This is a genomic window from Phreatobacter stygius (genome assembly GCF_005144885.1).
GTDB classification, from domain to species: Bacteria; Pseudomonadota; Alphaproteobacteria; order Rhizobiales; family Phreatobacteraceae; genus Phreatobacter; species Phreatobacter stygius.
In genome coordinates this window covers 1,272,942-1,298,275 of sequence record NZ_CP039690.1, presented here as the reverse complement: position 1 = coordinate 1,298,275, position 25,334 = coordinate 1,272,942, and the positions used below count along the sequence as shown (strand labels likewise).

At 66.9% G+C, this 25,334-nt stretch carries 24 protein-coding genes; 10 read left to right on the top strand and 14 right to left on the bottom strand.

The genetic code is table 11. The annotated features are described in order from the left end of the window. Positions 1-17 precede the first annotated feature (17 nt). On the bottom strand, positions 18-1,661 hold the full coding sequence (locus E8M01_RS05985; RefSeq protein WP_136959290.1) for a GMC family oxidoreductase: 1,644 nt from the start codon (positions 1,659-1,661) through the stop codon (positions 18-20). Positions 1,662-2,156: 495 nt separating this feature from the next. Here E8M01_RS05985 and E8M01_RS05980 point away from each other — a divergent pair, with 495 nt between their 5' ends. Then, on the top strand, positions 2,157-2,951 hold the full coding sequence (locus tag E8M01_RS05980; protein ID WP_246088613.1) for a DeoR/GlpR family DNA-binding transcription regulator: 795 nt from the start codon (positions 2,157-2,159) through the stop codon (positions 2,949-2,951). 65 nt (positions 2,952-3,016) lie between these two features. On the opposite strand, the gene E8M01_RS05975 is transcribed toward E8M01_RS05980, so the two are convergent. The 6 genes from E8M01_RS05975 to fliK all read right to left on the bottom strand — a co-directional run bounded on the left by E8M01_RS05975 (position 3,017) and on the right by fliK (position 8,461). Next, positions 3,017-3,403, bottom strand: coding sequence for a nitrile hydratase accessory protein (locus E8M01_RS05975; protein ID WP_136959289.1), 387 nt, complete (start codon positions 3,401-3,403; stop codon positions 3,017-3,019). Then, a complete protein-coding gene (gene nthB, locus E8M01_RS05970; RefSeq protein ID WP_136959288.1) occupies positions 3,403-4,086 on the bottom strand; it encodes a nitrile hydratase subunit beta in 684 nt (227 codons plus the stop codon). Before nthB ends, E8M01_RS05975 begins: the two co-directional genes overlap by 1 nt. Next, positions 4,083-4,739, bottom strand: a complete 657-nt coding sequence (nthA, locus tag E8M01_RS05965; RefSeq protein ID WP_136959287.1) for a nitrile hydratase subunit alpha — start codon at positions 4,737-4,739, stop codon at positions 4,083-4,085. Before nthA ends, nthB begins: the two co-directional genes overlap by 4 nt. Before the next feature lie 88 nt (positions 4,740-4,827). Beyond that, on the bottom strand, positions 4,828-6,561 hold the full coding sequence (locus tag E8M01_RS05960) for an AMP-binding protein (RefSeq protein ID WP_136959286.1): 1,734 nt from the start codon (positions 6,559-6,561) through the stop codon (positions 4,828-4,830). Positions 6,562-6,680: 119 nt separating this feature from the next. Then, positions 6,681-6,962 carry an EscU/YscU/HrcU family type III secretion system export apparatus switch protein gene (locus tag E8M01_RS05955; RefSeq protein WP_136959285.1) on the bottom strand — a complete coding sequence of 94 codons (282 nt, stop codon included), beginning with the start codon at positions 6,960-6,962 and terminating at the stop codon, positions 6,681-6,683. Beyond that, the gene (fliK, locus tag E8M01_RS05950; RefSeq protein WP_136959284.1) at positions 6,959-8,461 is read right to left on the bottom strand and encodes a flagellar hook-length control protein FliK; all 1,503 of its coding nucleotides are present in this window, start codon (positions 8,459-8,461) and stop codon (positions 6,959-6,961) included. Before fliK ends, E8M01_RS05955 begins: the two co-directional genes overlap by 4 nt. 296 nt (positions 8,462-8,757) lie before the next feature. On the opposite strand from fliK, the gene E8M01_RS05945 reads away from it, so the two are divergent. Then, complete coding sequence (locus tag E8M01_RS05945) at positions 8,758-10,806, top strand: OmpA family protein (protein WP_136959283.1); 2,049 nt, start codon at positions 8,758-8,760, stop codon at positions 10,804-10,806. Positions 10,807-10,817: 11 nt separating this feature from the next. Then, entirely contained in the window at positions 10,818-11,870 is a 1,053-nt protein-coding gene (locus E8M01_RS05940; protein WP_136959282.1) for a hypothetical protein, read from the top strand. A gap of 531 nt (positions 11,871-12,401) precedes the next feature. On the opposite strand, the gene E8M01_RS05935 is transcribed toward E8M01_RS05940, so the two are convergent. The 4 genes from E8M01_RS05935 to E8M01_RS05925 form a co-directional block, all read right to left on the bottom strand. Then, complete coding sequence (locus E8M01_RS05935; RefSeq protein ID WP_136959281.1) at positions 12,402-12,881, bottom strand: SRPBCC family protein; 480 nt, start codon at positions 12,879-12,881, stop codon at positions 12,402-12,404. Positions 12,882-13,050: 169 nt separating this feature from the next. After that, entirely contained in the window at positions 13,051-13,437 is a 387-nt protein-coding gene (locus E8M01_RS35970; protein WP_425467708.1) for a transposase, read from the bottom strand. Further along, entirely contained in the window at positions 13,434-13,772 is a 339-nt protein-coding gene (locus E8M01_RS35965) for a transposase (protein WP_425467707.1), read from the bottom strand. The genes E8M01_RS35970 and E8M01_RS35965 overlap by 4 nt, the downstream gene beginning before the upstream one ends. An 83-nt stretch (positions 13,773-13,855) precedes the next feature. Continuing rightward, complete coding sequence (locus tag E8M01_RS05925; protein ID WP_136959280.1) at positions 13,856-14,269, bottom strand: tautomerase family protein; 414 nt, start codon at positions 14,267-14,269, stop codon at positions 13,856-13,858. Between the two features lie 246 nt (positions 14,270-14,515). Here E8M01_RS05925 and E8M01_RS05920 point away from each other — a divergent pair, with 246 nt between their 5' ends. Continuing rightward, positions 14,516-15,565: an alpha/beta hydrolase gene (locus E8M01_RS05920; protein WP_136959279.1), complete on the top strand. Its 1,050-nt coding sequence runs from the start codon at positions 14,516-14,518 to the stop codon at positions 15,563-15,565. A gap of 16 nt (positions 15,566-15,581) precedes the next feature. On the opposite strand, the gene E8M01_RS05915 is transcribed toward E8M01_RS05920, so the two are convergent. From E8M01_RS05915 to flhA, 3 genes are all read right to left on the bottom strand, one after another. Beyond that, positions 15,582-16,640 (bottom strand): alpha/beta hydrolase, encoded by a 1,059-nt coding sequence (locus tag E8M01_RS05915; RefSeq protein ID WP_136959278.1) that lies wholly within the window; start codon positions 16,638-16,640, stop codon positions 15,582-15,584. Positions 16,641-16,733: 93 nt separating this feature from the next. Next, positions 16,734-17,294 (bottom strand): hypothetical protein, encoded by a 561-nt coding sequence (locus E8M01_RS05910; protein ID WP_136959277.1) that lies wholly within the window; start codon positions 17,292-17,294, stop codon positions 16,734-16,736. A 50-nt stretch (positions 17,295-17,344) separates the two neighbouring features. Continuing rightward, the gene (flhA, locus tag E8M01_RS05905; protein WP_136959276.1) at positions 17,345-19,474 is read right to left on the bottom strand and encodes a flagellar biosynthesis protein FlhA; all 2,130 of its coding nucleotides are present in this window, start codon (positions 19,472-19,474) and stop codon (positions 17,345-17,347) included. 220 nt (positions 19,475-19,694) lie between these two features. On the opposite strand from flhA, the gene E8M01_RS05900 reads away from it, so the two are divergent. From E8M01_RS05900 to flbD, 6 genes are all read left to right on the top strand, one after another. Then, the gene (locus E8M01_RS05900) at positions 19,695-20,072 is read left to right on the top strand and encodes a hypothetical protein (protein ID WP_136959275.1); all 378 of its coding nucleotides are present in this window, start codon (positions 19,695-19,697) and stop codon (positions 20,070-20,072) included. Positions 20,073-20,176: 104 nt separating this feature from the next. Beyond that, a complete protein-coding gene (gene fliF, locus E8M01_RS05895; RefSeq protein ID WP_136959274.1) occupies positions 20,177-21,826 on the top strand; it encodes a flagellar basal-body MS-ring/collar protein FliF in 1,650 nt (549 codons plus the stop codon). A 41-nt stretch (positions 21,827-21,867) separates the two neighbouring features. Beyond that, a complete protein-coding gene (gene fliG, locus E8M01_RS05890) occupies positions 21,868-22,908 on the top strand; it encodes a flagellar motor switch protein FliG (RefSeq protein WP_246088777.1) in 1,041 nt (346 codons plus the stop codon). Positions 22,909-22,918: 10 nt separating this feature from the next. Further along, positions 22,919-23,560, top strand: a complete 642-nt coding sequence (locus E8M01_RS05885; protein WP_170181801.1) for a FliH/SctL family protein — start codon at positions 22,919-22,921, stop codon at positions 23,558-23,560. Beyond that, the gene (fliN, locus tag E8M01_RS05880; RefSeq protein ID WP_136959271.1) at positions 23,557-23,928 is read left to right on the top strand and encodes a flagellar motor switch protein FliN; all 372 of its coding nucleotides are present in this window, start codon (positions 23,557-23,559) and stop codon (positions 23,926-23,928) included. Before E8M01_RS05885 ends, fliN begins: the two co-directional genes overlap by 4 nt. A gap of 13 nt (positions 23,929-23,941) precedes the next feature. Next, positions 23,942-25,321, top strand: a complete 1,380-nt coding sequence (flbD, locus tag E8M01_RS05875) for a sigma-54-dependent transcriptional regulator FlbD (RefSeq protein ID WP_136959270.1) — start codon at positions 23,942-23,944, stop codon at positions 25,319-25,321. The last annotated feature ends 13 nt before the right edge of the window (positions 25,322-25,334 follow it).

Here is a 25,334-nt window from a genome sequence, read left to right as displayed (position 1 = left end):
AGCGCTCCTTGTGCCAATTACCAACCGTGATGCGAATGGATGAGGTCCGCGGCCTTCTCGCCGATCATCAGCGAGGTGGCGTTGGTATTTCCGGCGATGTGATGGGGAAAGATCGACGCATCGGCGACCCACAGCGCTTCCGCGCCACGGACCTGAAGGGTCGGCGACACGACGGCCGCGGCATCCGACCCCATCCGGCAGGTGCCGACGGGGTGGTAGAAGGGCCGCGTCGCCGAGCGGATGAAGGCCTCATCCGCCTCGGCGCCCGCATCGGGCGGGGGCACGCCGATCAGTTCGCGCACATGCGGTCCGAAAGGTGGCGTCGACGCCATCTTCCGGACCCAGGCGAGCCCGCGCATGACGGCTGCCAGGTCATCTGGGTGGTCGAGCAGGCGCGGATGGATGGCGATCGGTTCGAGGGGGTCTTTCGACCGCAGCTCCAGCCAGCCCCGGCTCTTTGGATAGTTGGCATTGACCAGGATCGTCGCCAGGTTCTGCTTCGGGATGACCCGCTTGCCGCCGCGCAGGATGCTGCCGAATGGAAAGAGATGGAACTGCAGGTCGGGCTCCGGTTCCGCCGGCGATGACCGGAAGAAGGCGAGCACCTGGGCCGTCGGCACGCTCATCGGGCCGGTGCCCTTGATCAGCCAGCGCGCGAAGGCCGCGGCCGCCTTGACAGGAGACGCCGTGCTGTTGGCTGTCGGGACATCCAGTTCGGCTTGAACATAAAGGCCGGGATGTTCCATCAGATCGCGGCCGACGCCCGGGCTGTCGATGACCGGGGAAATTCCCAATGCGGCCAATTGCGCCGCGCAGCCGATGCCGGAGAGCATCAGGAGCTGTGGCGAGTTGATCGCCCCGGCGGCGAGGACGACGCCGCGCCGCGCGACGGCCTCGATCGATCGGCCGTCGCGGCGGAATGCAAGGCCGCTCGCACGCCGTCCATCGAAAATGATGCGCTCGACCTGCGCGCCGTCGAGGACCTTCAGGCCGGATTGCTTGAGGCGGGGCGCGACATAGGCGTCCCAGGCGGAATGGCGCGCGCCGTTGCGGGTCGAGCCCTGGTTCCAGGCGATGCCCTCGTGGGACTGCCCGTTGAGATCGTCGTTGGCCGGGATTCCCGCGGCAACTCCGCTGTCGATGAAGTCTTGGGAGACCGGGTGGCGCCATTGAAGCGCCGAAACCCGCTGCGGGCCCATGCCGCCGCGCACTGCATTGTCCGGATGATCGGCGGTTTCGAGCCGGCGGAAATAGGGCAGCACGTCCTGCCAGCCCCAGCCGGCATTGCCGAGCGCCGCCCAGCGGTCGAAGTCATGCGGTGCGCCGCGGATGAAGATCATGCCGTTGATGGCCGAGGACCCGCCCGGCAGCCGGCCCCGCGGCCACAGTTCCGACAGGCCGCCTCGGGTCGGGTCCGGCTCCGACATATAGGCCCAGTCATAGCGGGGGTTGCCGATCGTGTGCATCAGGGCTGCCGGGATACTGGTGATCCCTAGACGATCCCGTTTGCCTGCTTCGACCAACAGGACCGATGTGTTCGGCTTTTCGCTCAGGCGTGCGGCGACCGCGCACCCGGCGCTGCCGGCCCCTACGACGATATAGTCGGCTTCCAATTTACTGGTTCTCCAAGGCGAGATGTGCGGATCGTGCGGCCTGGGCATCGGCAAAGGGGGACGCGCTGGAAAAGCCGGAACTCCCGACGCGATGACCGCGGAGCGCCCTCCCGGGCGCAGCCGCCGCCGCCAGCTCGCGGCTCCCTTCACGTGCCTTTACGGCCAGCATCGCCTTCATTCGGGTCTCGCGGCGGTTCATCGATCCAGCAAGTGAACCACGCAGGAGGATTTTCTGCCAGACCAAAATGTCCGTTCGGTCATTTTTATGACCTAGTCGTCATTACTGCGTGGTTCCCTGGGCTCCAGAAGCGCCACGGCGCCTATTTTTGCGCGGATATGCCAAGCTTTTTGCCGTTATGGCTCATACGGTCAAAAAAATGACTGTTTTAACAGTGACCGGACAATGGGGCCTGGGTGCGCTGCCGCGTGATGCGTTCGCACCGGAGGCCGTGCCGGGGAAAGTCGTCGATTGCGGCGGCTGTCGTCGCCGGAATCAGTCATTCTCGACTATTCATGCCGGTATCCCGCGTTCCGATTCGAAAGATGACGATGAAGCCGAGAATTCGACAAGAGCTGATCGTTGATTACGTCCGGCAGCATGAGAAGGTCACGGTCGACGCTCTGGCGGCCGCGTTCGAGGCCTCGAGGGAAACCATCCGGCGCGATCTGACCGATCTCGCCCATCGCGGCCTGATCAAGAAATTCCATGGTGGCGCGGCACTGCCCGAGATCATGGTTTTCGATGGCCGGGGCGAGAATCCGTTCCTGGTGCGGATGCAGGAGAACCTGCGCGAGAAGCGGGCCATCGCGCGCCGTGCCGCCGCACTGTTCCAGCCCGGTGACACAATCCTGATCGATACCGGCACGACGACCGTCGTCTTCGCCGACGAGCTGTGCCGGCTCTCCGGCCTGACCGTCATCACCAATTCGGTGCATGTGGCGCAGGCCATGACACGCGCTTCCGACCAGAACACTGCATTTCTGATAGGCGGCAAATACCGCGACGAGAGTGGCGAGAACCTCGGCGCGATGACTGTCGAGGAGATCGGCCGATTTCACGCCAAATATGCGGTGCTGACGGTTGGCGCGATCGAGGAAGCCGGCTTCATGGATTATGACATGGAGGAGGCCGAGATCGCCCGCACCATGATTGCGCAGTCGCGGCACATCACGGTGCTGGCCGATTCATCCAAGCTGACCCGAACGGGGCTGTTCCAGGTCTGTCCGCTCGGCAAGGTCGATCGCCTCGTCACCGATCGAATGCCGACCGGCAACGTGGCCGATGCACTGGCCCGCGCGGGCGTGGAAATCATCATCGCACCGCCGACCAGCGGATAGGTTCCTCGCGGAGCTACTTACGTGGCGGCTCCGGGCGGCCTTTCCAGGTCAGCTGCGGGTGATCATCAAATCGTCCTGGATCCCAGCACGATCGGCTGACCGTGAGGCGTGGCTTCGGCGGCCCGATGCCAGGCTTCGGTGGCTTCGTCGATCCGGCCTTCGGTGGTCACGCCCCTGGCAATGACCAAGGTCTCGAGCGCCTTCAGCCAATGGACGTAATAGGTCTCGCCGGTGTCGGGGTCGCCGGCGGCCTGGGCCCGCCGGATTTCTGCGGAGAGCGTCTCGGCCCATTGAGCCCAGGTGAACAGGCCTTTGCCGTGCAGGCTGACGGCCAGCGCGAAGGCATGCGCCTCCCAGGGCTCGCGGAACACCGGGCCCTCCGCATCGCAAGGGATGTGCGGTAGCGCGGATATGTCCTGGGGCGAAAGGCCTGGGGTCGAGCTGATGGTCATCACGCGGGGCTCAGATAGCTGTCCCAGGCGTCGACCGAGACCGAGGTGGTCGGGTCGGCGTCGGGACCGAACAGGTCGGTGCCGGCAAAACGCACCGTGTAGAGCCATTCGGGCGCCTCGCCCTGGCCGGTGGCATTGGCGTCCGGGAAGGCGTGGCCGCCATGCAGGTGGGTGACGGTGCCGGTCTTGCCCTGGACGTAGCGCGGCAGCCGCGTGTGACCTGGAGGCACCGGCACGTCGCGTGTCCGGACCCGGTCGCCGACCGCGAAACGCGCGGGCGTGGCGACATCCCGGCCGGTCGGCCCGCCGCGCGCCAGAACCGCCGCGACATTCTCCGCCAGCAGTTTGCGTTGCGGCGGCTTCGGCGGATCGATGGCATGGCCGACCGCGATCTCGGCGGCTGAAACCAGGCCCCGTTCGATCATCAGGCGCTCGATGCCGGCGGTCCAGATCTCGAAATAGCTCATGTCGAGATAGTTCGGCTCCTGTTCGCGCGCCGATCGCGATTGATCGATGTTCCAGGAACCGGTCGCGCCCATGGCCAGCGTCAGGGCGAAGGCGCGTTTCTCCCAGGGCGCGTGAAACCAGGGTTCGTCGGTTTCCGGGACGACCGGCCCAAGCCCGGTCCGGCCGCCGAGGTCGGCATGGGTGACATAGGCCTGCTGGGCGCTTGCCGCGGTCATGCTGCCTCCGGTGCGCTGGCCAGACCCGTGCCGATCATCGAGTCGCGGGTTACCAGGGCGGCGAGGTCGACCTCGCTCCACCCCTCGGTGCCGTCAGGACGCTCGGGCAGCACGAGGTAGCGCACCTCCGCCGTCGAATCCCACACCTTGATCTGTTTGTCGGCTGGCAGCGTCACGCCGAAATCGGCCAGCACGCCGCGTGGATCGCGCACCGCCTTGGAGCGGTAGGGCGCCGACTTGTACCAGACCGGCGGCAGGCCGAGCACCGGCCAGGGATAACAGGAGCACAGCGTGCAGACGACCATGTTGTGGGTGTCGGGCGTATTCTCGATCGCCACCATGTGCTCGCCCTGGCGGCCGACATAGCCGAGTTCGGCGATCGCCGCGGTCGCATCGTCGAGCAGGCGCCGGCGAAAGGCGGGGTCGGCCCAGGCCTTGGCGACGACACGTGCGCCGTTGTGCGGGCCGACCTTGGTTTCGTAGGTCTCGATCAGCGCATCGAGGGCTGCGGGATCGACATAACCCTTTTCGGTCAGGATCGTCTCGATGGCGCGCACGCGCGCGTCCATCGGCGACAGTTCGCTGTGATCGTGATCATGGTGATGATCATGATGGTGGTCATGATCATCATGGCTGTCGTGGTCGTCATGCATGGTCGCCTCCGGCGGATAGCGGAAGGCTAGCGCGACGCGGCGCGGGCGAAAAGCACAGCTTGCCGCCCGCTCATCTCAAGTTTTCATGTCAGCCATTCAGTTTCTTGGCCAGCTCCTCGGCGCGCAGGTCCTTGCGCAGAATCTTGCCGACATTGGATTTCGGCAATTCGTCGCGGAATTCGACAAATTTCGGCACCTTGTAGGCGGTCAGGTGCAGCCTGCAATAGGCGCGGACTTCTTCGCTGGTGATCTCGGTGCCGGGCCGCTTGACGATATAGGCCTTCACCGCCTCGCCGGCGGCGCCATCGGGCACGCCGACCACCGCCACCTCCAGCACTGCCGGGTTCTTGGCCAGCGTATCCTCGACCTCATTGGGGAAGACGTTGAAGCCGGAGACCAGCACCATGTCCTTCTTGCGGTCGACGATCTTGAAGAAGCCGTCCTCGTCCTGGATCGCGATGTCGCCGGTATAGAGCCAGCCGTCGCGGATGGTCTTGGCGGTATCCTCGGGCTTCTTCCAGTAGCCCGCCATGATCTGCGGACCCTTGGCGACCAGTTCGCCCGGCTGGCCGAGCGGCACTTCGCGGCCCTCGTCGTCGACACATTTGATGTCGGTGGACGGCACGGGAATGCCGATCGTGCCGAGCCGCACATTGCCCATCGGGTTGAACGACAGAACCGGCGAGGATTCGGTCAGCCCATAACCTTCGATGACCGGCGTTCCCGTCACTTCGTGCCAGCGCTTGGCGACCGCCTCCTGCAGCGCCATGCCGCCGGCCGAGGCGGTTTTCAGGTATTTCGGCGGGTTGTCCTTGAACCAGGCTTCGTTGTTGAGCCCGTTGAACAGGGTGTTGACGCCGGTGATGGCGGTGATCGGATATTTCTCGAAGGCCTTTTGCAGGTTGGTCAGCGGGCGCGGATTGGGGATCAGGATATTGTGGGCGCCGAGATACCAGAAGCCCAGCATGTTCACCGTGAAGGCGAAGATGTGATAGAGCGGCAGCGCCGTCAGGATGGTTCCCTTGCCCTTCTCGATGTCGCCGGCGACCATTTCGAGCGACTGGGCCATGTTCATGATCAGGTTGCCATGGGTCAGCATGGCGCCCTTGGAAACCCCGGTCGTGCCGCCGGTATATTGCAGGCAGGCGAGCGTCTCGAGACCGATATCGCTGGAATAGGCGGTCACGTCGACCGAGCCGCGCCTGGCTTCGCCGGTGGTCAGGGCCGTCTGGAACGTGGTGTGGGCCACCGGTGACGGCTTCACCGACTTGTCCTTGTACTTCTGGACGAAGCCGACGATCGTGCCCTGCAGCCAGGGCATGAATTCGGTGATCCGGCAGATCACCACATGGCGCACCTTGTGGATGGCGAAGGCGGTCGGCAGCTTGTCGGCGAACATGTCGATGATGACGAGGCAGTCCGGCTCGGCGTCAGCGAATACCTTGCCCATCTCGTCGGCGGTATAGAGCGGGTTGATGTTGACCAGCACGCAGCCGGCCTTGAACACGCCGAAGGCGACGATCGGGAAGGCCAGGGCGTTCGGCGTCTGCAGCGCCACGCGGGCGCCGGGCTTGAGCTGCAGCTGTTCGCGCAGATAGAGCGCGAAGGCATCCGACAGGCGGTCGATGTCGGCGAAGGTCAGGCTGCCGCCCATGCCGTTCGACAGGCAGAGCGAGAAGGCCGGCTGGCTTGCATAGGTGCGGGCGATCGACCGCACCATGGCGGCGAGCGAGGGGTAGGGCGCCTCGTCAATGGTGGCGCGGATGCCGACAGGATAGAATTTCGTCCAGGGCCGGTTCGGCGTGGCGGCAATCGTTGTCATGAAATCCTCCCTCCAGTTTTTTTCACCTTGGCGCATTAGCGCGCATCAGGCGAGCGGCAACAACCGTCAAATTGTCACAAGCCTCAATATTGTCGACTTCCGGCGTCGTATCAGCGCGGTCATCGCAGGCGTCCGGCGGCGCGCAGCACGAAACCGATCACTTCAGCAACCGCGCGATAGAGGTCTTCGGGGATCTCCTGGTCGAGCTCGACGCCGGACAGGGCTTCGGCGAGTAGCGCATTGCCTTCCACCGCGACGCCATGCTCGCGAGCCGTCGCGATGATCTTCTCGGCGACGGCGCCGCGGCCGGTGGCGGTGACGCGTGGTGCGTGGTCCCGGCCCTGTTCATAGTGCAGGGCGACGGCAATGGGCGGGCGCGGCTGTTCGGCGTCGTCGGTCATGTCAGCCGGTCCAGGCGTGGCGGCCTTGCCGGCGGCGGCGCGGCGCGCGGATCGGCGGGCCTGCCGGCGACAATCGTCAACTGGTCGATGGTGAAGGCCGAAGCCTCCAGGGCGTCGCTGAGCCTGCTCCGGGCCTGGTCGAGGCGGGCAGCGATGCCGTCGCGTTCGGCCCACAGCTGAACCCTGACATGGCCGTCGCGCCAGCGCACCGCGGCATGGATCGGGCCGAGCGGCTCGGCCTCCATGGAAAAGCGCATCGTCCAGTCGGTCGGTCTCGGCGTCGCCGGGGTGGCCGCGTCGTCCTCCGGATCACGCTCGCGGACGATCTGCAACTGCATCATGGCGGTCTCGTTGCCGATGCGGATCGGCACTTCGACCGAGGTCAGGACCGGCGCATCCGGGCGGCCGATCTCGCGGGCATCCGGCACCGAGGCGGCCTGCAGCAAGGTGATGCGGGCCAGTGCCGCCTCGGTGCGTTCGATCAGCAGGCTTGCCGTCTCGGCCGGTGTGGCACCGGCCGCGAGGCTGGCCGCGGCCGGCGGTTGGCCGTGGGGCAGCGCGCCGCGCAACGGCGGGCGTTCATGGTCCGGATTGCGCGGCGCGGCCTGGGGTTGGCCGGTCAGGCCGAGGTCATGCATCCAGGCGCCGAGCGCGCCGCGCAAGACGGTCAGGGCGACCTTCAGATCGGCAGCGGGAGCGGCGCCGGTGGCGAGTGTGGCTTCAAGGAAAGTCCCGGAGGCCGCGACGGCACGCGCCAGCCCGGCCGGCGTGGCCGCGGCCTCGGCCGCCAGCCGGAAGCCAAGCACCTGCGCCAGGGCGCGCGCGACAGGCTCCGGCAAGGTCGTCGCCCCGGCGGATGCCCGGCCCTCGGCGACCGCCGCAATGTCGGCGAACAGCGGGCTCAGGCTGTCCTGGCGGGCCGCCGCAGCGCGTACCGCTTCGACCAGGGCCTCGCGCGGCGTTGCCGGTTGGGCGTGTCCGGCGGAGGCCGCCTCCAATGCGCGAGACATGTCGGAAGACCCGCGTGCGGCGACGGTCGCGCGGGCGCCGTCGACCAGCCCGGCGAACCGTGCGCCACCGGATTCGCGTGCGACCAGGTCGATCAGCGCGCCGACGACATTGGCGGCGGCCTGGCCGGGCAGGGCGGCGGGGATGCCGGCCGGCAGGCCGGCCAAGGCGGCGGCGGCGGGCGCAGCGGGCAAGCCGGAGGCCGGTGGTGCCGTTCCGCCCGGCACGGCTGCCAGCAACAGGCGGAGCGCCTGGCCCTGACGCTCGACGGTCATGGTCAAGGTCGCGCCAACAGGCAAAGCCTGTGGCGTGCGGACATCGAGCGTGCCGTCACCGATCACCAGCCGGGCGATGCCGTCGCTGATCATGGCGGCGACGCGTGCCTCGACCGACTGGCCGGGCTTCAGGCCCAGCGCATCGATCAGCGCGCGGATCTGCGCGCTATCGATCGCCGGCGTCGCGGCGACCGGTGTGATGCCCTCGACACTCATGCGGCCTCCGCAGGTCGACCTCGGATCCAGGCTATGGCGAGCCGCGCCAAGTCGCAACTGCCGCGTGCCAGCAGTGCTACACCCTGTCCTATTCACCTTCGCCGCGGACGTGGTCATGCCCCGAATGGCCGAACATGCCGAAATCATGGGCGAATCTGCGACAGCCGGCTTGACTCTCCATCCCCCGGGTCACGAAGCTGTATCAGGATAGATCGATGCAGCCGATGCCGGGGGGCGCTGATGGCCGGTCGAGGCCTTCGCGTTCGTCGTCCGGGTTGGAAAGCGAGGACGATATCATGCCGTTGCAGCCCCGTGCCTGGCTTTCCGGTCTGTTGCCCCTGGCCTTGCTGGCCGGCGGATCCTTGTGGTGGAAGCAGGCCGATATCGAGCGCGACCTCGGCAACCGTGCCGCCGGCGCGATCGCCGCCGCCGGTCCGACGGTCGACGGCAAGCCCTGGGCGGCCGTCTCGATGGCGGGCCGCGACGCCACGATCACCGGCGAAGCGCCGGCGACCGATGCCCAGGCCAGCGCCGCGCGCGTGGCCGATGCCATATTCGGTGTGCGCCGCGCCGCAATGCCGACAGGCCTGCTGCCGGCGGCCAATCCGTTCGGGTGGTCGGCTCGCCGCGACGGCCAGACCATGACATTGTCGGGCCAGGTCGCGCCCGACGGTTCGCGCGACCGGATCGTCGCCGCGGCGCGGGCGGCCCTGCCCGGCGGCGAGGTGGTCGACCAGATGACCACGGCACGCGACGTGCCGGCACACGCGACCGCCGCCGCTCTGATCGGCCTGCAGCAACTCGGCCGGGTGGCGAACGGGTCGACCGCGCTGATCGGCTCGACCTTTTCGTTCGCCGGCAATGCCAGCGATCAGGCAAGCCAGGCACTGATCACGGCAGCCCTGGCGGCGCTGCCGCAGGGCGTGTCGCGCGGCGCCGTCAGGGTCAGCGCGCCGCCGCCGCCGACACTATCGGCCGTCGCGCCGGCACCGCCCGTCGCGACCGCGCCCGCGCCCGAACCGCCCCCCGCCGCGGTTCCGCCGCCGGTGGCCGCCTGGAACGCCAGCAAGACCGCCGAGGGCATTACGCTCACCGGAACCGTCGCTTCGGAAGCGGCGCGTACGCGCATTCTGGCTGCCGCCCGCGCCGCGACGTCGGGCCAGGTGATCGACCGGATGACCGTTGCCGCCGGCCTGCCGGAGGTGGTCGAAGCCAAGGCCATCGCGGCGCTTGGCCAGATCAGCCAGCTGGCGAATGGCACGGCGGCCATTGCCGATCGGGTCTATTCGTTGACCGGCGTCGCCTCGACCCCCGTCGCCTTCGATACCATTGCCAGGGCGCAAGATCCGGCGGATGGCTTCAGCATCGGCAGTCTGGCCATAGCGCCACCGGCGGTCAGCCCGTTTACCTGGAGCGCGGCCAAGCGGGAGGGCGTGCTGACATTGTCCGGTTTCGCGCCCTCGGCGGCGGCCAAGGCGACTGTCCTGGCGCAGGCCACGGCGGTTGCGGGCCGGGCGCGGATCGTCGACGAGATGCGCATCGCCTCGGGGCTCGCCGCGGGGGTCGATTATGGCGGCGTGACCGGATCGGCGCTCGGCCAGCTGGCGAAGCTGACCGAAGGCACCGCGCGGCTTTCCGACAGCGCCTTTGCCTTGGCCGGCCAGGCACCGAGTTTCGAGATCGCCAGTGGGGTGCGGCAGGCCGTCGCCAGCCTCGCGGCGCCGCTGACTGCGAGTTCCGATATCACGCTGCCGCCGGCTGAGATTCCAGCGCCCGCGGAGGAGCCGCCGCTGGCCGCGGACCTCTCACCCCCTCCACCCCCTCCACCCGCTCCGCCGTCTCCGGTGGTGGCGCCAAGCCCTGCGGGCGTTGGTACCGCTGCCCCCGCGCCTGGGTCGGCGATGTCGGGCGCGCCGGTATCGACCGCCGGACCGATGGCCGCGACCACGCCGCCGCCGGCGCCACGGCCCTGGCCGGATTGCATGTCGCTGATTTCGACGGCGCTCGAGGGCGACCGCATCCTGTTCGACTATTGGAAGGCCGAACAACGCGCCGAGCACGCTCCGGTGCTCGACCGGTTGGTGGCGGCGCTCGGGCGCTGCGATCCGGCGGTACGCGTCGAGGTCGCCGGCCACACCGATATTCGCAACCTGACCAATTCGAACCAGCAACTGTCGGAAGACCGTGCCGTCGTTATCCGTGGCGAGCTGATGCGGCGCGGCATCGCCGCCGATCGGCTGGTCGTGGTGGGTCATGCCGCGTCGCGGCCGGTGGTTCCAAACGACAACGAAGCGAATATGGCGCTCAACCGGCGGGTCGAGTTCGCCGTGCTGCCGCGGTCCTGAGGAGAACGGTCATGTTGTACCTGGTTCAGACCTTCTGGTTGCCGCTCGCCTTCGCCCTGGCGGGCGGCCTCATCTGGGGCTGGGTGACCGCCGGCCGCCCCGATCATCGCGGCCGCAGCGGCTGGGTGTCGTTTGCCGCTTTCCTGCTGGTGACAGCGGTGGTGGCGGCGGTGCTGAAATGGCTGCCGGGCCGGCCAGGCCTCTGGCTCGATACCGTGCTCCTGTTCACCATGGCCTTCCTCGGCGGCTGCGTCATCGGCAGCCTGGCCCGTCAGACCCGGCGCGGCGAGCAGGTCGAAGAGGCGATCGAACGGCTGGAGGCGGCGGCCGAGACCTCGCTCGACCCGCCGGCGGGACTGGTCGATACCCATCCGCATGCGGCGCCGGCGCAGACGCTCGCGGGGGCGGCCGCGGCCGCCGATGCCATGGCGCGCGGCAGCAAGCCGGAGGGGATTGCGGCGCCACGTGGCGGAGGTGGCGACGATCTCAAGCTGATCCGTGGCGTCGGCCAGCAGAACGAGGCGCGGCTGCACGCGCTGGGTATCTGGCATTTCGATCAGATGGCGTCATGGACCGCCGCTGAAAGCCAGTGGGTCGGCGGCTATCTGGCATTTCCGGGCCGTATCGAACGGGAAGACTGGGTTGGCCAGGCCAAAGTCCTGGCGGCCGGGGGCGCGACGGAGTTCGCCGAACGTGCCGCACGCGGCGAGGTGGCGAGCTCGCGCGACGACGGTACGCTGGGCAAGGCCAACATTGCCGATCTCGACCATCGTTACGGCAGCAACGCGCCATCGGGGCTGGTTGGTCCGCGTCGCGGGCAGGCCGACGACCTGACATTGGTCAGCGGCATCGGCCCGGCGATCCAGGCCAAGCTTTATGAACTCGGCATCTGGCATTTCGACCAGATCGCAGCGATGAGCGAGGCGGAGCTGAGATATGTCTCTGATTTTGCCGGTTTTCCCGACCGGGCGATCCGTGAGAACTGGTCGGGTGAAAGCCGCATCCTGGCGGCCGGTGGCGAAACCGAACATGCGCGTGCCGTGCGCGCCGGGCGCGAGGCCTGAGCCTGGTTCGGCCCAGACGAGCAAAAGCCCCGTCGGTGAAAACCGCCGGGGCCGTGTTCGTTCGACCCTGATCAGGTCAGGTAGTGCATCCCGGCAGCGATGATCAGCCCCCAGACAATAAAATTGCCCGTGAGTGTCAGCGCCACGGCCTTGGTCGGTGACATCGGAAACCTCTTGGCCGCGCTCCATTCCCATCGCGGAACGGTCGCTGGCGATCATCCTGGCCGATGCGGGCCTCGCCGTCGACGACAGGATGAAGAAAGGGTTAACCCGCGGTCCCGCTTCGGCGCGCCCGTTCTAAGGCCTGTTGGGATTCATGGAGATGCGATGACGGCGGCGAGACGGATTTCCGACGGATCGGACCAGATAAACCATCTGACTGCGAAACTCCGCCGGATATGGCGATCGACGCCTCGGTATGGGAACAACTCCTGCTCAACGGAAAAGGTGTCCACGAAACCGGGTCAACTCCACGCTGGCCCGCGCGCCTCCACACGCACGCTTTTGTCCAGCCTGCGACGTGCCGATCGTCTATGCGCCCTCCAGGTAGTGTGCCTTCTGCGATGGGTAGTAGTCTTCGAACGACGGCAGCGCCTTGCCTTCGCGCGCGGCGACCAGCATATCGAGGTAGTACTCCCAGCCCGGCCCTATGTCGCCCGCGAGTTTCCGGTCGCTCAGGTGCTGCACAAAGCGTAGCTCGGTCGTGTCGTCCGTCTGCGTCAACGTCACCTCGATGCGCCACTCGCCGTAGTCATCCTTCATCGTGACGACTAGGCGGCGCGGCGCCTCGCACGCTTCGATCGTCACGTTCGTCCACGGCCGGCCCTTCTCATGGACCAGTTGCAGCCGCCCGATCTTGCCCGGGCCGGCGTCGCCTTCCCAACTGCCGAACCAGAGCGCGGTGTTCTCGGACTTCGTCACGCTCGTCCAGACGTCATCGATGGGTGCGCGGAACGTGCGCGTGAGGATCAGGTCGTTGCCACGAAGGTGGCCGGTGGGCTTGGGGCTCATGCCGTCTCCTTCTTCTTGTCGTTCGCGAGTTCGCGAGTTCGCGAGTTTACAGTGCGCGCCGCCGCGCACCTATACGGGGTAGCTACTCTCTTTGGGAGAGCGACCGGCACCCCTATGGGCGGAAGCCGCATGCGGATTCCGGTCGCCTCGCGACTAAGGCCTGTGGGGTTCATCGTGATACGATGACGGCTGCTGCGAGGTGGATGATCGCTGCGAAGCTCTGGTCCGTTTTGTCGGCCCGCATGGCGATGCGTTTGAACTCCTTGAGCTTGCAGAAAAAGTTCTCGATGCGGTGACGCCATTTGTACATCTCGGCGTCGATGGCGAGGGGCTTCGCGCGGCGCGGATGCTGCGAGATGACGATCTTGGCGCCGCGTTGATCGAGGTCCACCACGATGGCGTTCGAGTCGAAGGCCTTGTCGGCGATCAGGGCTTCGAACGTCACGCCCTCGATCAGCGGTGGGACTCCGACCGTATCGAAGCGCTGCCCCGGCAGAAGCACGAAACGGACGAGGTTGCCGAGCGCATCGGTCAGCGCCAGAATCTTGGTCGTCATGCCGCCTTTGGAGCGGCCGATGGCCTGGCCCGAAGTCCCCCTTTTGCGCCTTGGCCGTGCCGATGGACCTTGACGATGGTGGCATCGACCATGGCGTATTCCATGTCCGGTTCGTCCGACATGGCCTCGAACAGACGATCGAAGACGTCGGCCGCGACCCAGTCGCGAAAGCGGGTGTAGACTGTGCTCCAATTACCGAACGAGACTGGTAGGTCACGCCAGGGACTTCCCGTCCGGACGATCCAAGAACCGCCTCGACGAACAGCCGGCTGTTCTTGCCGCTGCGGCCCGGATCGCTCGGCTTGCCAAGGCAATGCGGCGCCATCTTCGCCCATTGGGCGTCGGTTAAAACGAATCGATCCATCCCAAGCTTGAATCACGATCTCACGCGCTTGAGAATGCTGAATCTCAACAGGCCCTAGGCCACCTGCGCCAGGCGCCCGGCAACATAACGATGCTCCTGGGTCAGCCCGCCGAAGCCATAGGCCTCGGCCCGGACATCGTGGACATAGACATAGCTTTCCGGGTGCAGCTCGCCGAGCAGAGCCGCCATGGCTTCGAAAATGGCCGCCACATAGGCCGCCTTCTCGTCCTTGGTATTGGTGCCGTCGACCACCTTGATGTCGAGATAGAATGAAGCCTTGTGCTGCGCGGCGAGCGAGGGACCGCCGACGAACCAGCTGGTGGCTTCAACCTCCTCGACAACTACGGCGGTGAGCTTGGGGTTCTTGTGCAGGATGTCGGTGGTGATGCGAACCGCTGCGGCTGCGACGCGGTCGGGCAGGTTTGGCTGCGAGATGGGAGTGGCGAACTTGATCTGGATGATCGGCATGGGGTGGATCCTCTGAGGCCGCCGCGGACTGTGCGGTCGGTCAACATCTGATCACTGTCTCCGTTGGAAACAATTGACTGATACTCTCGCTCAGTTTTTCCTTTTTTGCATAAATAACAGAGACACGTGACGCCCCGGTGGACGGTGCGATTGACGCGCCTTCCCGCGTGCCGGGATAGTGCGTCGGTCAATGCGAGCCGGCCGGTCACCGGCCGCCGGACAATCGCCACGCTGGAGAAAACGCCCATGTCCCGTCTGCCGTCGGTTCGCTCCCTGGTGGCCGCGCTGGCCTTCGGCGGGCTCGGGTTCGCCATCCCCGCGGTCGCCGAGGAGCCGGCGCTGGAGATCGTCGGCATGGGCTCGTTCCATGTCGGCGGCAGGCTTGCCGAGGTCTCCGGGCAGCCGCCCCGCGACATCGTGTTCACTCCCGGAGCGCCGCCGGCCAGGATCGATCCGAACGGGCTCTATGCGGTCGAGCAGATGTATGCCCAGTGGTTCAAGCCGCGGACCGAGCGTGGCCGTGTGCCGATCCTGCTGTGGCACGGCGGCGGGCTGTCCGGCGTCACCTATGAAACGACGCCGGATGGCCGCGAGGGCTGGGTCAACTGGTTCCTGCGCCGCGGCTGGACCGTGTATAATTCCGATGCGGTCGAGCGTGGCCGCTCCGGCTGGGCTTCGCCCGACGTGTGGCCGGCGCCGGCACTGCACCTGCCCGTCGGCAATCCCTTCGAACGGTTCCGCATCGGCCAGGGCGAGGGCTCCTACAGCCATGACCCGGCCAAGCGCCGGGTCTTGCCTGGCAATCAGTTTCCGACCGAGGCCTATGACCAGTTTCCGCGCCAGCTCTCGCCGCGCTGGACCACCACCGACCAGCCGACAATCGCGGCCTATATCGCGCTGGTCGACAAGGTCTGCCCTTGCGTGATCGTGTTCCACAGCCAGGCCGGCCAGTTCGGCTTCCGGGTTGCCCAGGCGCGCCCCGACAAGGTCATGGCGCTGGTCGCGGTGGAACCGTCGAGCGTTGGCGATCCGGCTAGGGTCGATGTCCTCAAGGCGGTGCCGACCTTGATGCTCTATGGCGACTTCATCGAGCAGGACCCGCGCTGGCCGACCATCCGGCGCACCGGCATCGGCTTTGCCGAACGGATCCGCGCGGCCGGCGGCCATGCCGATGTCGTCGACCTGCCGGCTGCCGGCATCCGCGGCAACAGCCACATGATCATGATGGACCGCAATTCCAGCGAGGTCGCCCAGGTGATCCAGACCTGGCTGCAGCAGAAGGGCTTGTGGCGCTAGCGCGCCGGCGTCCGGATCAGTTCTGCGCCGGCTGCAGCCCCTCGTCGAGGAAGGTCTGGACTTCGCGGAACAACTGCATCCGATTGCGCTCCATGATCATCGTATGGGTGGCCTCGCCGACCAGAACCAGCCGCTTCTGGGCCGCCTGGGTCAGCAGGGGGAACAGGGCCTGGGCCATATAGGGCGGAGTATCCTGATCCCATTCGCCGACGATCAGCAGCGTCGGCGCGGTGATGCGCGCCGGATCGTAGCCGGGCCTGCCGGCTGACCAGAAGGCGAGGCCGTCTTTCACGACGCCGTTGGGCGCACGCAGCGTCGGCGGGTTTGCCGTGGCGCCGGCCGGGTCGGTCGCAAAGGTCGCATCGGCCCAGGCGTCGAACCAGCCGGCCGGAATCAGCGCGGCCTTCTTGGCCTCCGGCACACCGGTCAGCCAACGGGCAAGCGCCTGGTCGCGCCGGACCGTGCGATAGGCGCCGAGCTGGCCCTGGACCTGAACCGGCGACGGGGTGTTGCGCAGCCAGACCGGCGCATAGAGCACCAGGCGACTGACCTTGGCCGGATTCTCGGCGGCATAGCTCGCCATGATGGCGGTGCCCCAAGACCAGCCGATGAGATTGACCTGGGCGATGCCACGGCGCTGGCGGACGAAGTCGACGACCGTGTCGACGTCGCGGCGGGCGATCTCGGTGTCGACGATCGGCGGGCTCGCCTCCGCCGGCCGGCTCATTTCCGGCGGCCGGGTCGAGCGGCCGTAACCGCGCAGATCCAGGAGATAGACGTCGTAGCCGCGTGCCGCGACGTAATCCATCCAGGACTGGCCATCGAGGCGAAGGTCGAAGGCGGTATGGGCCGGATAGGTCGCGCCGTGCACGAAGACCACGGTGCGGTCCGGGCTGAAATTGGTCATGGCTTCCGGGCGCTTGTTGCGCACGAAGATCTCGATGCCGGCATCGCGCGCCGGCACCATGAACTCTTCGGATCGGATCGGCGGCGTCTGCGCCGCGGCGGCGATCGTCGATGCCGCAAGCGCGATCCCGGCCATGGCGGCCATGGCAATCAGGGATTTCGTCGTCATGATCGGCCTCCCGTCGGTGCGGCCGGATTGTCGTGGCCCGGACGCTTATTGAAGAGCCTAGGTCCGACCCGCCGTCTTGTCGACGCGGGGGCGTTACGGACGGGTGGCGCCGGTCCGGCGGCTCGTGCCGGAGCCCGCCGGTGCCTGCCGGCCGCGCCGCTCGTCGTCGCGGCAGAGCGGCGGCAATTCCTGCGGCGAATGGCGGCACCAGGTTGCCAGGAGCTTGCAGTCCGAGGATGTCATCCTTTGGCCGTCGCGCGAAAACGTGATGGCACAGCCATCGGTTCGCGACGGGTCGCTGTCGGCGGCGAGCCAGTTGGGCGGCAGGCTGGGCGCCTGGATCTGCAGGCGGTCCTGGACGACCTGGAAGCGAGCCTGCACGGGCCAGCCCTCGTTGACGCCGGGCCCCAGCGCATCGCGCCTGATGACCACGCCTTCCACGACGTTCTCGGCGGTGATGCAGAGGCGGAATTCGGTCTTCGTCCGTTGCAGGTCGGCGTACCAGCAATCGCCGGCGCGCAATCCGCTGGCCTGCGACCAGCCTGGTTCGGCGCAGGCCAATGCGGCGACAAGCCAGGCGCCGCCGAGCATGGCCTTGGCCGCCGCGGGCGGCCATTCCGAGATGCCGGTCTTGTGGTGACCCCTCGATCGCATGGCGATTGTCTAGCGCGCCGCCGGCCGGGGCGCCATGGCGGGCGCCGTGCTCAGACGCTGCCGACGGTCTTCAACCGCACTCGCGGATGGATCTCGGCCTGGCTCATGACCGGGGTCTGGGAGCGGAAGCGCTCGACGATCGAGCGCACGAAGGTCCGGATGCCCGGGCTGGTCAGCAAGACCGGCGCCTCGCCCATGCGGGCGGCGTCTTCGAAGGCGTCGCGCACGAGAGTGATGAATTCGGAGAGCTTGGAGGGTTGCATGGCGAGCTGGCGGTCGTCGCCCTGGCCAATGATCGAATCGGCGAAGGCCTGCTCCCAGCGCGGCGACAGCGCGATCAGCGCGAGCCCGCCGTCGGGCCCGGCATATTGGGCGCAGAGCTGGCGCGACAGCCGGGCGCGGACATGTTCGGCGATCTGCGGCGGCGAGCGGGTGAACGAGACGGCTTCGGCAATGCCTTCCAGAATGGCCGGCAGGTCGCGGATCGAGACGCGCTCGGCGAGCATGACCTGGAGCACGCGCTGGATGCCGGAAATGGTGATCTGGCTCGGCACCAGGTCCTTGACCAGATCGGCCTGGTCCTTGGCCATTTCCTTCAACAGCTTCTGCACCTCGGCATAGCTCAGGAGGTCCGAGGTATTGGCCTTGAGGATCTCGGTGAGGTGGGTCGAGAGCACCGTCGCGGCATCGACCACGGTGTAGCCGCGCACGCTCGCCTCTTCCTTCAGGTTGGCGTCGACCCAGGTGGCCGGCAGGCCGAAGGTCGGCTCGGTGGTGTGGACGCCGGGCAGGTCGACCTGACCGCCCATCGGGTCCATCACCATATACTGGGCCGGCCAGACATAGCCCTGGCCAGCCTCCACTTCCTTGACCCGGATGATGTACTGGTTCGGCTGCAGCTGGACATTGTCGAGGATGCGCACCGAGGGCATGACGAAGCCCATGTCGGTGGCCAATTGCCGGCGCAACGCCTTGATCTGGTCGGTCAGCCGGTCCGAGCCACCCTCGGACTGGACCAGCGGCAACAGGCCGTAACCGAGTTCGATCTTGAGATCGTCGATCTTCAGGATATTGGCCATCGGCTCTTCGGCCGGCGGGGCATTGGCGGCGGCGTGATCGGTGGCGGCTTGCTGCACCTCCTCGGCGGCGGTGCGGTTGGCCGCGCGCGACACCGCGAAGGCGGTGTAGCCGGCGAGCGCCGCCAAGCCGAAGAAGGGGATGAAGGGAATGCCGGGCAGGAAGGCCATCAGGCCCATGACGCCGGCCGACAGGCCAAGTGCCTTGGGATAGCCGGTCAACTGCCGGATCATCGCCTGGTCGGCCGAGCCGGTGACGCCGGCCTTCGACACCAGGAGGCCGGCGGCGGTCGAAATGATCAGCGCCGGGATCTGCGAGACCAGGCCGTCACCGACGGTCAGGATGGTATAGGTGCGCGCCGCCTCGCCGAACGGCATGCCCTGCTGGGCGACGCCGATGATCAGGCCGGCGATGATGTTGATGAAGGTGATCAACAGGCCGGCAATGGCGTCGCCTTTGACGAATTTCGATGCGCCGTCCATGGCGCCGTAGAACGAGCTCTCGTCTTCGAGTTCCTTGCGTCGCGCCTTGGCGACCTTCTCGTCGATCAGGCCGGCCGAGAGATCGGCGTCGATCGCCATCTGCTTGCCGGGCATGGCGTCGAGCGAGAAGCGCGCAGCGACTTCGGCGATACGTCCAGAGCCCTTGGTGATGACGATGAAGTTCACGATCACCAGGATGGCGAAGACGATGATGCCGATGACGAAGTTGCCGGCCATGACGAAATTGCCGAAGGCCTCGATGACATGGCCGGCGGCGGCCGTGCCCTCGTGGCCATGCGACAGGATCAGGCGGGTCGAGGCGAGATTCAACGCCAGCCGGAGCATGGTGGCGATCAACAGGATGGTCGGGAAGGACGAGAATTCCAGCGGCTTATGAATGAACAGGCCGGTCATCAGGATCATCACCGAGGTGATGATCGACACCGCCAGCATGACGTCGAGCAGCAGCGCAGGCAGCGGGAAGATCAGGATCACCAGGATCCCGAGCACGCCGACCGCCATCCAGAGGTCGGGCCTGGTCAGCCAGCCCGCCATCGCGCCGAGCGACATGCCTCCCGCGCCGGCAGCCCCTGCCGCCCTACCTGCCGTCACGTCGGTCATGCTTCGCCCCCGGACCGACGAAGACATGAACGGCCCTGGGCAAGATTTGCCGGGTCGATGGTTAATGGAGAGTTACGATCTGATCGACCCGGGACGTTCGGGCATCCGGTGCGGCACGCGCGCATCACCACGCGTCCGCCGGCTTGCCGCGCGGGCGCCCGAATGTCAGTTCTTGGTCGCCGGCTCGGGTGCCGGAAAAGACCGCATGAGGAGATGATCGATGCCCGACTTTCGTTTGACCGGCGCCGGCGGCACGCCCGGCGGGCTCGTCGCCTTCTTCGTCGGCCTCGGCATGACGGTTGCCGGCGCCTATCTCCTGACCACCCAGGTGACGGTCTACGGTGGGTCCTGGACGCTCGGCGGCTATTCGGCTTTCGGCCTGTCGCTGGTGCCGCTGTTGTTCGGCATCGGCATGTTGTTTTTCGACGGCTCGTCGCGCCTCGGTTTCCTGCTCATGGTCGCCGGCCTGGTGATCATTTTCGCCGGTATTCTGACCAATCTGACGATCTATTTCGTGCCGACCAGCCTGTTCAACACGATCATGATGCTCGGGCTGCTCGCCGGCGGCATCGGCGTGGTGCTGAAATCGCTGCGCTGACGGCGATCGTTACGCCTTGTTAACTCCCTGGTAACCACCCACCCGGCAATTCTTGCCCACCGCACCGGCCGACACCGGTTCGGGGTGCAAGAGGCCTGACGCATTTGAACGGCATCCTTGAGTTTGTGAGGAACATCGGCGCGACGCGGATCGCAGCCATGGGCGCGGTGGCGCTCGGGCTGGTCGGCTTTTTCGTCTACATCATCCTCAGGATGAGCCAGCCGAACATGGCGCTTTTGTTCTCCGACCTGACGCTGGAAGATTCCGCCCAGGTGGTGAAGGAGCTCGAGCGCCGGCAGGTGCGCTTCCAGATCCGCAATGACGGCGGCCAGATCTTCGTCACCCAGGACCAGGTGGCGCGCGTGCGCATGCAGCTCGCCGAAGGTGGCCTGCCGCGCGGCGGCGGCGTCGGTTACGAGCTGTTCGACAAGGGCGATGCGCTGTCGTCGACCTCGTTCGTGCAGAACATCAATCACCTGAGGGCGCTGGAGGGCGAACTCGCCCGCACCATCCGCGGCATCGAGCGGGTCCAGTCGGCGCGGGTCCATCTGGTCATGCCGGAACGGCCGCTGTTCTCCCGTGAACGCGTTGAGCCTTCCGCGTCGATCGTGCTGCGCATGCGCGGCGGTCTGGAGCCGCCGCAGATCCGTGCCATCAGGCACATGGTTGCCTCCGCCGTGCGCGGCCTGTCGCCGCAGCGTGTGTCGATCGTCGACGAAGGCGGCCGGCTGCTCGCCGACGGCGCCGGCGATCCCTCCGGCATGTCCGGCACCACCGTCGACGAGCGTCGGGTCGGCCACGAACAACGCCTGCGCCAACAGGTCGAAAGCATCATCGCTTCCGTCGTCGGTCCGGGCCGCGCCCGCGTCCAGGTCACCGCCGACATGGATTTCAACCGGGTCACCCAGACCTCGGATGATTTCGACCCGGAACGGCGGGTGGTGCGCTCGACCCAGACCCGCGAGGAACAGTCGACCTCGGCCGAAGGCAATCGCGACGGCCAGGTGACGGTCGGCAATGAATTGCCCGGCGCCAACACGACGGCCGCCGCCAACAACAGCCGCGAGGCGAGCAAGAAATCCGAAGAGATCATCAATTACGAGATCGCCCGCACGCAGCGCACCGAAGTGGTCGAGGGTGGCCGGGTCAAGCGCATTTCGGTCGCCGTGCTGGTCGACGGCATCTATGCCCGCGACGGCCAGGGCAATATCAACTACCAGCCGCGCGGAACGGAAGAGCTGGAGCGCATCGGCGCGCTGGTGCGCTCGTCGATCGGCTTCGACCAGCGCCGCGGCGACCAGGTCGAGATCGTCAACCTGCGCTTCGCCGAGGGACCGCAACTCGCCTCCCTCGAGCCGCCCCGGCCGTGGTGGCAGGTCTATGAGCCGAGCAAGGACGACGTCCGCTCGGGCGTCGAGCTGCTGGTCCTGCTGATCGTTTCCGGTCTGGTCATCCTGTTCGTCGTCCGGCCGCTGTTGAAGCGCATCGTCACGCCCGATCCACCAGCCAAGCTGCCGGCCGTGGTCCCGCAATCCGGCCCGACGGCGGCCGAGATCGCGGCGGCCAGCTTGCCGGTTCCGGCGCCGCCGCTGGTGCCCACCGACAACGCCACCATGCGGATGATCGAGATGGCCCAGATCCAGGGCGAGGTCCATGCCGCCTCGCTCGCCAAGGTCGGCGAGCTCGTCGAGAAAAATCCCCATGAGACGGTGTCGATCATCCGTCAGTGGCTGAGCGACGCGGAGGCCAAATGAGCAGCGCAAGCGCCGCCCGCGAAACCGAATTCGCCTCCGCGATGGCCGCGCTCTCGGGCGGCGGCCGGGTGTCGATCGACGCCGCCAAGGGGCTGACCGGCGCGCAGCGCGCCGGCGTGCTGATGCTGTCGCTCGGCGACAAGGTGTCGGCGCGGATCTGGAAGATGCTCGACGACGACGAGATCCGCCAGTTGTCGATCGCCATGTCGCAGCTCGGCACGATTGGCGCGGAGGTGGTCGAGGGCCTGTTGATGGAATTCATCGGCCGGCTGTCGTCGGCCGGCGGTCTGATGGGTAATTTCGACGCGACCGAGCGGCTGCTGTCGCAGTTCATGCCGACCGAACGCGTGGCGCTCTTGATGGAGGAGATCCGCGGACCTGCCGGCCGCAACATGTGGGAGAAGCTCTCCAACGTGCAGGAGCAGGTGCTCGCCAACTATCTGAAGAACGAATATCCGCAGACCGTCGCCGTGGTGCTGTCGAAGATCAAGCCGGAACATGCCGGCCGGGTGCTGGCGATCCTGCCGGAAGAATTCGCGCTCGACGTGGTCGGCCGCATGCTGAAGATGGAGGCGATCCAGAAGGACGTGCTGGAGCGCATCGAGCAGACGCTGCGCACCGAGTTCATGTCCAACCTGTCGCAGACCAGCCGCCGCGACAGCCACGAGGCGATGGCCGAGATCTTCAACTCGTTCGACCGGCAGACCGAGACACGTTTCTTGACCGCGCTCGAGGAGCAGAGCCGCGACTCGGCCGAGCGGATCAAGAACCTGATGTTCACCTTCGACGATCTCGCCAAGCTCGATTCCGGCTCGGCGCAGACCCTGGTCCGCCAGATCGAGAAGGACAAGCTGGCCGTGGCGCTGAAGGGCGCGACCCAGACCATGCGCGACTTCTTCCTGAAGCAGATGTCGACCCGCGCCTCGAAGATGCTGCAGGACGACATGCAGGCGCTTGGACCGATGCGGCTCAAGGATGTCGACGAGGCGCAGGCGATCCTGGTCAATCTCGCCAAGGATCTCGCCGCCAAGGGCGAGATCATGATCTCCAAGAACCGTGCCGACGACGAACTGGTCTTCTAGGGAACGAATGATGGCAAGACCGGTCAAATTCCTGTTCGACACTGAATTCGCCGCCGAGGCGAAGCAGCAGGCCGAACCCAAGGTGACGCTCGTCGAGCACCAGGCGCTGGTGGCGCTGGCCCGTCAGGAGAGCCATTCGGCCGGTTTCGCCCAGGGCGAAAGCCAGGCCATGGCATCGATCGAACGGCAGCGGGCGCAGGCGCTTTCGGCCATCGGCGACCGGATGATCGAGGCCGCCGGCGCGCTGCTGGCGCTGGAGGGCCGGCTGGAGCAGGAGGCGATCGACATCGCGGTGGCGGTCGCGTCCAAGCTCGCCGCCTCGCTGATCCAGCGCGAGCCGCTCGCCGAGATACGCACCCTGGTCGGCGACTGCTTCACCAATCTGCGCAGCGTGCCACATCTGGTCGTGCGCGTGCATGACGACCTGCTCGAGGACGCCCGCACCGAATTGACCCGTCTTGCCTCCGAGCGCGGCTTCGACGGCCGCCTGGTCATCCTGGCCGAACCGATCATCGCCCCCGGCGATTGCCGGATCGAATGGTCGACCGGCGGCATCGTGCTGGATCGCGACGAGACCACCCAGCAGATCGCCGAGGCCGTGCAGCGCTATGTCGGCTCCGATACGCCCGCCACCCTGGAGAGCACGCCATGACCGATACCCCGGAAAACGGCATGCCGCTGCCCGATCTCGAGCAGGATGCCGATATCGACCTGGTGCCGGGCGACGCCGGTTTTCCGGCTTTCGGCGCGCATGACAGCGACGGCAGCGCCAAGAGCGCCGCTGACCTGGAGGCGGTGTTCGACGTGCCGGTGCATGTCTCCGCCGTGCTCGGCCGCTCCAGGATGGATGTCGGCGAACTGCTGAAGCTCGGCCCCGGTGCCGTGCTCGAGCTCGACCGCAAGGTCGGCGAAGCCATCGACATCTACGTCAATGACCGCCTCGTCGCCCGCGGCGAAGTGGTGCTCGTCGAGGACAAGCTCGGCGTGACCATGACCGAAATCATCAAGGCCGACCGCTGAAGGAACCCGAACCATGCGCCTCCTGATCGTCGGAACACTTAAAGGCCAGCTCTCGATCGCCACCAAGATGGCGGTCGACAAGGGCGCCGCGGTGACCAATGCCGAGGACATCGATACTGCACTGAGGGTGATGCGCGCCAAGGGCGCCGACCTGATCATGGTCGATGTCGCCATCGATGTCAGGGCACTGGTGAAGGCGCTGGCCGATGAAATGATCGCCGTGCCGGTGGTCGCCTGCGGCACCTCCAACGACGCCCGTGCGGCGGTCGCGGCGATCCATGCCGGTGCCAAGGAATATATCCCGCTGCCGCCCGATCCGGAGCTGATCGCAGCCGTGCTCGCGGCGGTCGCCAACGATGCCAAGCAGCTGATCTATCGCGACGACGCCATGGCCCGCGTGGTGCAGCTCGCCAACCAGGTGGCCGGCTCCGATGCCTCGATCCTGATCACCGGCGAAAGCGGCACCGGCAAGGAAGTGCTGGCCCGTTATGTCCACACCAAGTCGAACCGGGCGAGTGCGCCGTTCGTGGCGGTGAATTGCGCGGCGATCCCGGACAATCTCCTGGAGAGCGAACTGTTCGGCCACGAGAAGGGGGCTTTCACCGGCGCCTTGGCCCGCCGCGTCGGCAAGTTCGAAGAGGCCAATGGCGGCACGCTGCTGCTCGACGAAATCTCGGAGATGGACGTCCGGCTGCAGTCGAAGCTGTTGCGCGCCATCCAGGAGCGGGTGATCGACCGGGTCGGCGGCACCCGGCCGGTGCCGGTCGACATCCGCATTCTCGCCACCTCCAACCGGACGCTCGCCGACGAGGTGCGCAAGGGCACGTTCCGTGAGGACCTGCTGTACCGGCTCAACGTGGTGAACCTGAAACTGCCGCCGTTGCGCGACCGGCCGGCCGACGTGCTGGAACTCGCCACCCATTTCGCCAAAAAATATGCCGAAGCCAATGGCATGGCGGTCCGGGTGCTGTCGGCGGACGCCCGCCGCCAGCTGACCGTCGCCCGCTGGCCGGGCAATGTCCGCGAGCTGGAAAACACCATCCACCGGGCGGTGCTCTTGTCGTCCGGCGCCGAGATCGGCGCCGACGCGATCCGCACGCCCGACGGCACCAGGCTCGACGAGCGGCGCGGCCCGGATGCGGTTGCGGCGCAGGCGGCCGAGGTCGCCGAGGCGATCACCCGCGGGCTGGTCGGCCGCACCGTCGCCGACGTCGAGCGTGACCTGATCCTCGACACGCTCGGCCATACGCTCGGCAACCGGACCCATGCCGCGAACATCCTGGGCATCTCGATCCGCACGCTGCGCAACAAGCTCAACCAATATGCCGATGAAGGCCATCCGATCACGCCGCCGCCTCAAGGCGAGGCGCGCTACGAAATGCGTTACGGCTGAGACAGCCGGCACG

Excerpts from the sequence above, each read along its gene's own strand:
- E8M01_RS05985 (WP_136959290.1), bottom strand. The coding sequence starts at position 1,661 with ATGCCCAGGCCGCACGATCCGCACATCTCGCCTTGGAGAACCAGTAAA.
- E8M01_RS05980 (WP_246088613.1), top strand. The coding sequence starts at position 2,157 with ATGACGATGAAGCCGAGAATTCGACAAGAGCTGATCGTTGATTACGTC.
- E8M01_RS05975 (WP_136959289.1), bottom strand. The coding sequence starts at position 3,403 with ATGACCATCAGCTCGACCCCAGGCCTTTCGCCCCAGGACATATCCGCG.
- nthB (WP_136959288.1), bottom strand. The coding sequence starts at position 4,086 with ATGACCGCGGCAAGCGCCCAGCAGGCCTATGTCACCCATGCCGACCTC.
- nthA (WP_136959287.1), bottom strand. The coding sequence starts at position 4,739 with ATGCATGACGACCACGACAGCCATGATGATCATGACCACCATCATGAT.
- E8M01_RS05960 (WP_136959286.1), bottom strand. The coding sequence starts at position 6,561 with ATGACAACGATTGCCGCCACGCCGAACCGGCCCTGGACGAAATTCTAT.
- E8M01_RS05955 (WP_136959285.1), bottom strand. The coding sequence starts at position 6,962 with ATGACCGACGACGCCGAACAGCCGCGCCCGCCCATTGCCGTCGCCCTG.
- fliK (WP_136959284.1), bottom strand. The coding sequence starts at position 8,461 with ATGAGTGTCGAGGGCATCACACCGGTCGCCGCGACGCCGGCGATCGAT.
- E8M01_RS05945 (WP_136959283.1), top strand. The coding sequence starts at position 8,758 with ATGCCGTTGCAGCCCCGTGCCTGGCTTTCCGGTCTGTTGCCCCTGGCC.
- E8M01_RS05940 (WP_136959282.1), top strand. The coding sequence starts at position 10,818 with ATGTTGTACCTGGTTCAGACCTTCTGGTTGCCGCTCGCCTTCGCCCTG.
- E8M01_RS05935 (WP_136959281.1), bottom strand. The coding sequence starts at position 12,881 with ATGAGCCCCAAGCCCACCGGCCACCTTCGTGGCAACGACCTGATCCTC.
- E8M01_RS35970 (WP_425467708.1), bottom strand. The coding sequence starts at position 13,437 with ATGACGACCAAGATTCTGGCGCTGACCGATGCGCTCGGCAACCTCGTC.
- E8M01_RS35965 (WP_425467707.1), bottom strand. The coding sequence starts at position 13,772 with ATGGGCGAAGATGGCGCCGCATTGCCTTGGCAAGCCGAGCGATCCGGG.
- E8M01_RS05925 (WP_136959280.1), bottom strand. The coding sequence starts at position 14,269 with ATGCCGATCATCCAGATCAAGTTCGCCACTCCCATCTCGCAGCCAAAC.
- E8M01_RS05920 (WP_136959279.1), top strand. The coding sequence starts at position 14,516 with ATGTCCCGTCTGCCGTCGGTTCGCTCCCTGGTGGCCGCGCTGGCCTTC.
- E8M01_RS05915 (WP_136959278.1), bottom strand. The coding sequence starts at position 16,640 with ATGACGACGAAATCCCTGATTGCCATGGCCGCCATGGCCGGGATCGCG.
- E8M01_RS05910 (WP_136959277.1), bottom strand. The coding sequence starts at position 17,294 with ATGCGATCGAGGGGTCACCACAAGACCGGCATCTCGGAATGGCCGCCC.
- flhA (WP_136959276.1), bottom strand. The coding sequence starts at position 19,474 with ATGACCGACGTGACGGCAGGTAGGGCGGCAGGGGCTGCCGGCGCGGGA.
- E8M01_RS05900 (WP_136959275.1), top strand. The coding sequence starts at position 19,695 with ATGCCCGACTTTCGTTTGACCGGCGCCGGCGGCACGCCCGGCGGGCTC.
- fliG (WP_246088777.1), top strand. The coding sequence starts at position 21,868 with ATGGCCGCGCTCTCGGGCGGCGGCCGGGTGTCGATCGACGCCGCCAAG.
- E8M01_RS05885 (WP_170181801.1), top strand. The coding sequence starts at position 22,919 with ATGGCAAGACCGGTCAAATTCCTGTTCGACACTGAATTCGCCGCCGAG.
- fliN (WP_136959271.1), top strand. The coding sequence starts at position 23,557 with ATGACCGATACCCCGGAAAACGGCATGCCGCTGCCCGATCTCGAGCAG.
- flbD (WP_136959270.1), top strand. The coding sequence starts at position 23,942 with ATGCGCCTCCTGATCGTCGGAACACTTAAAGGCCAGCTCTCGATCGCC.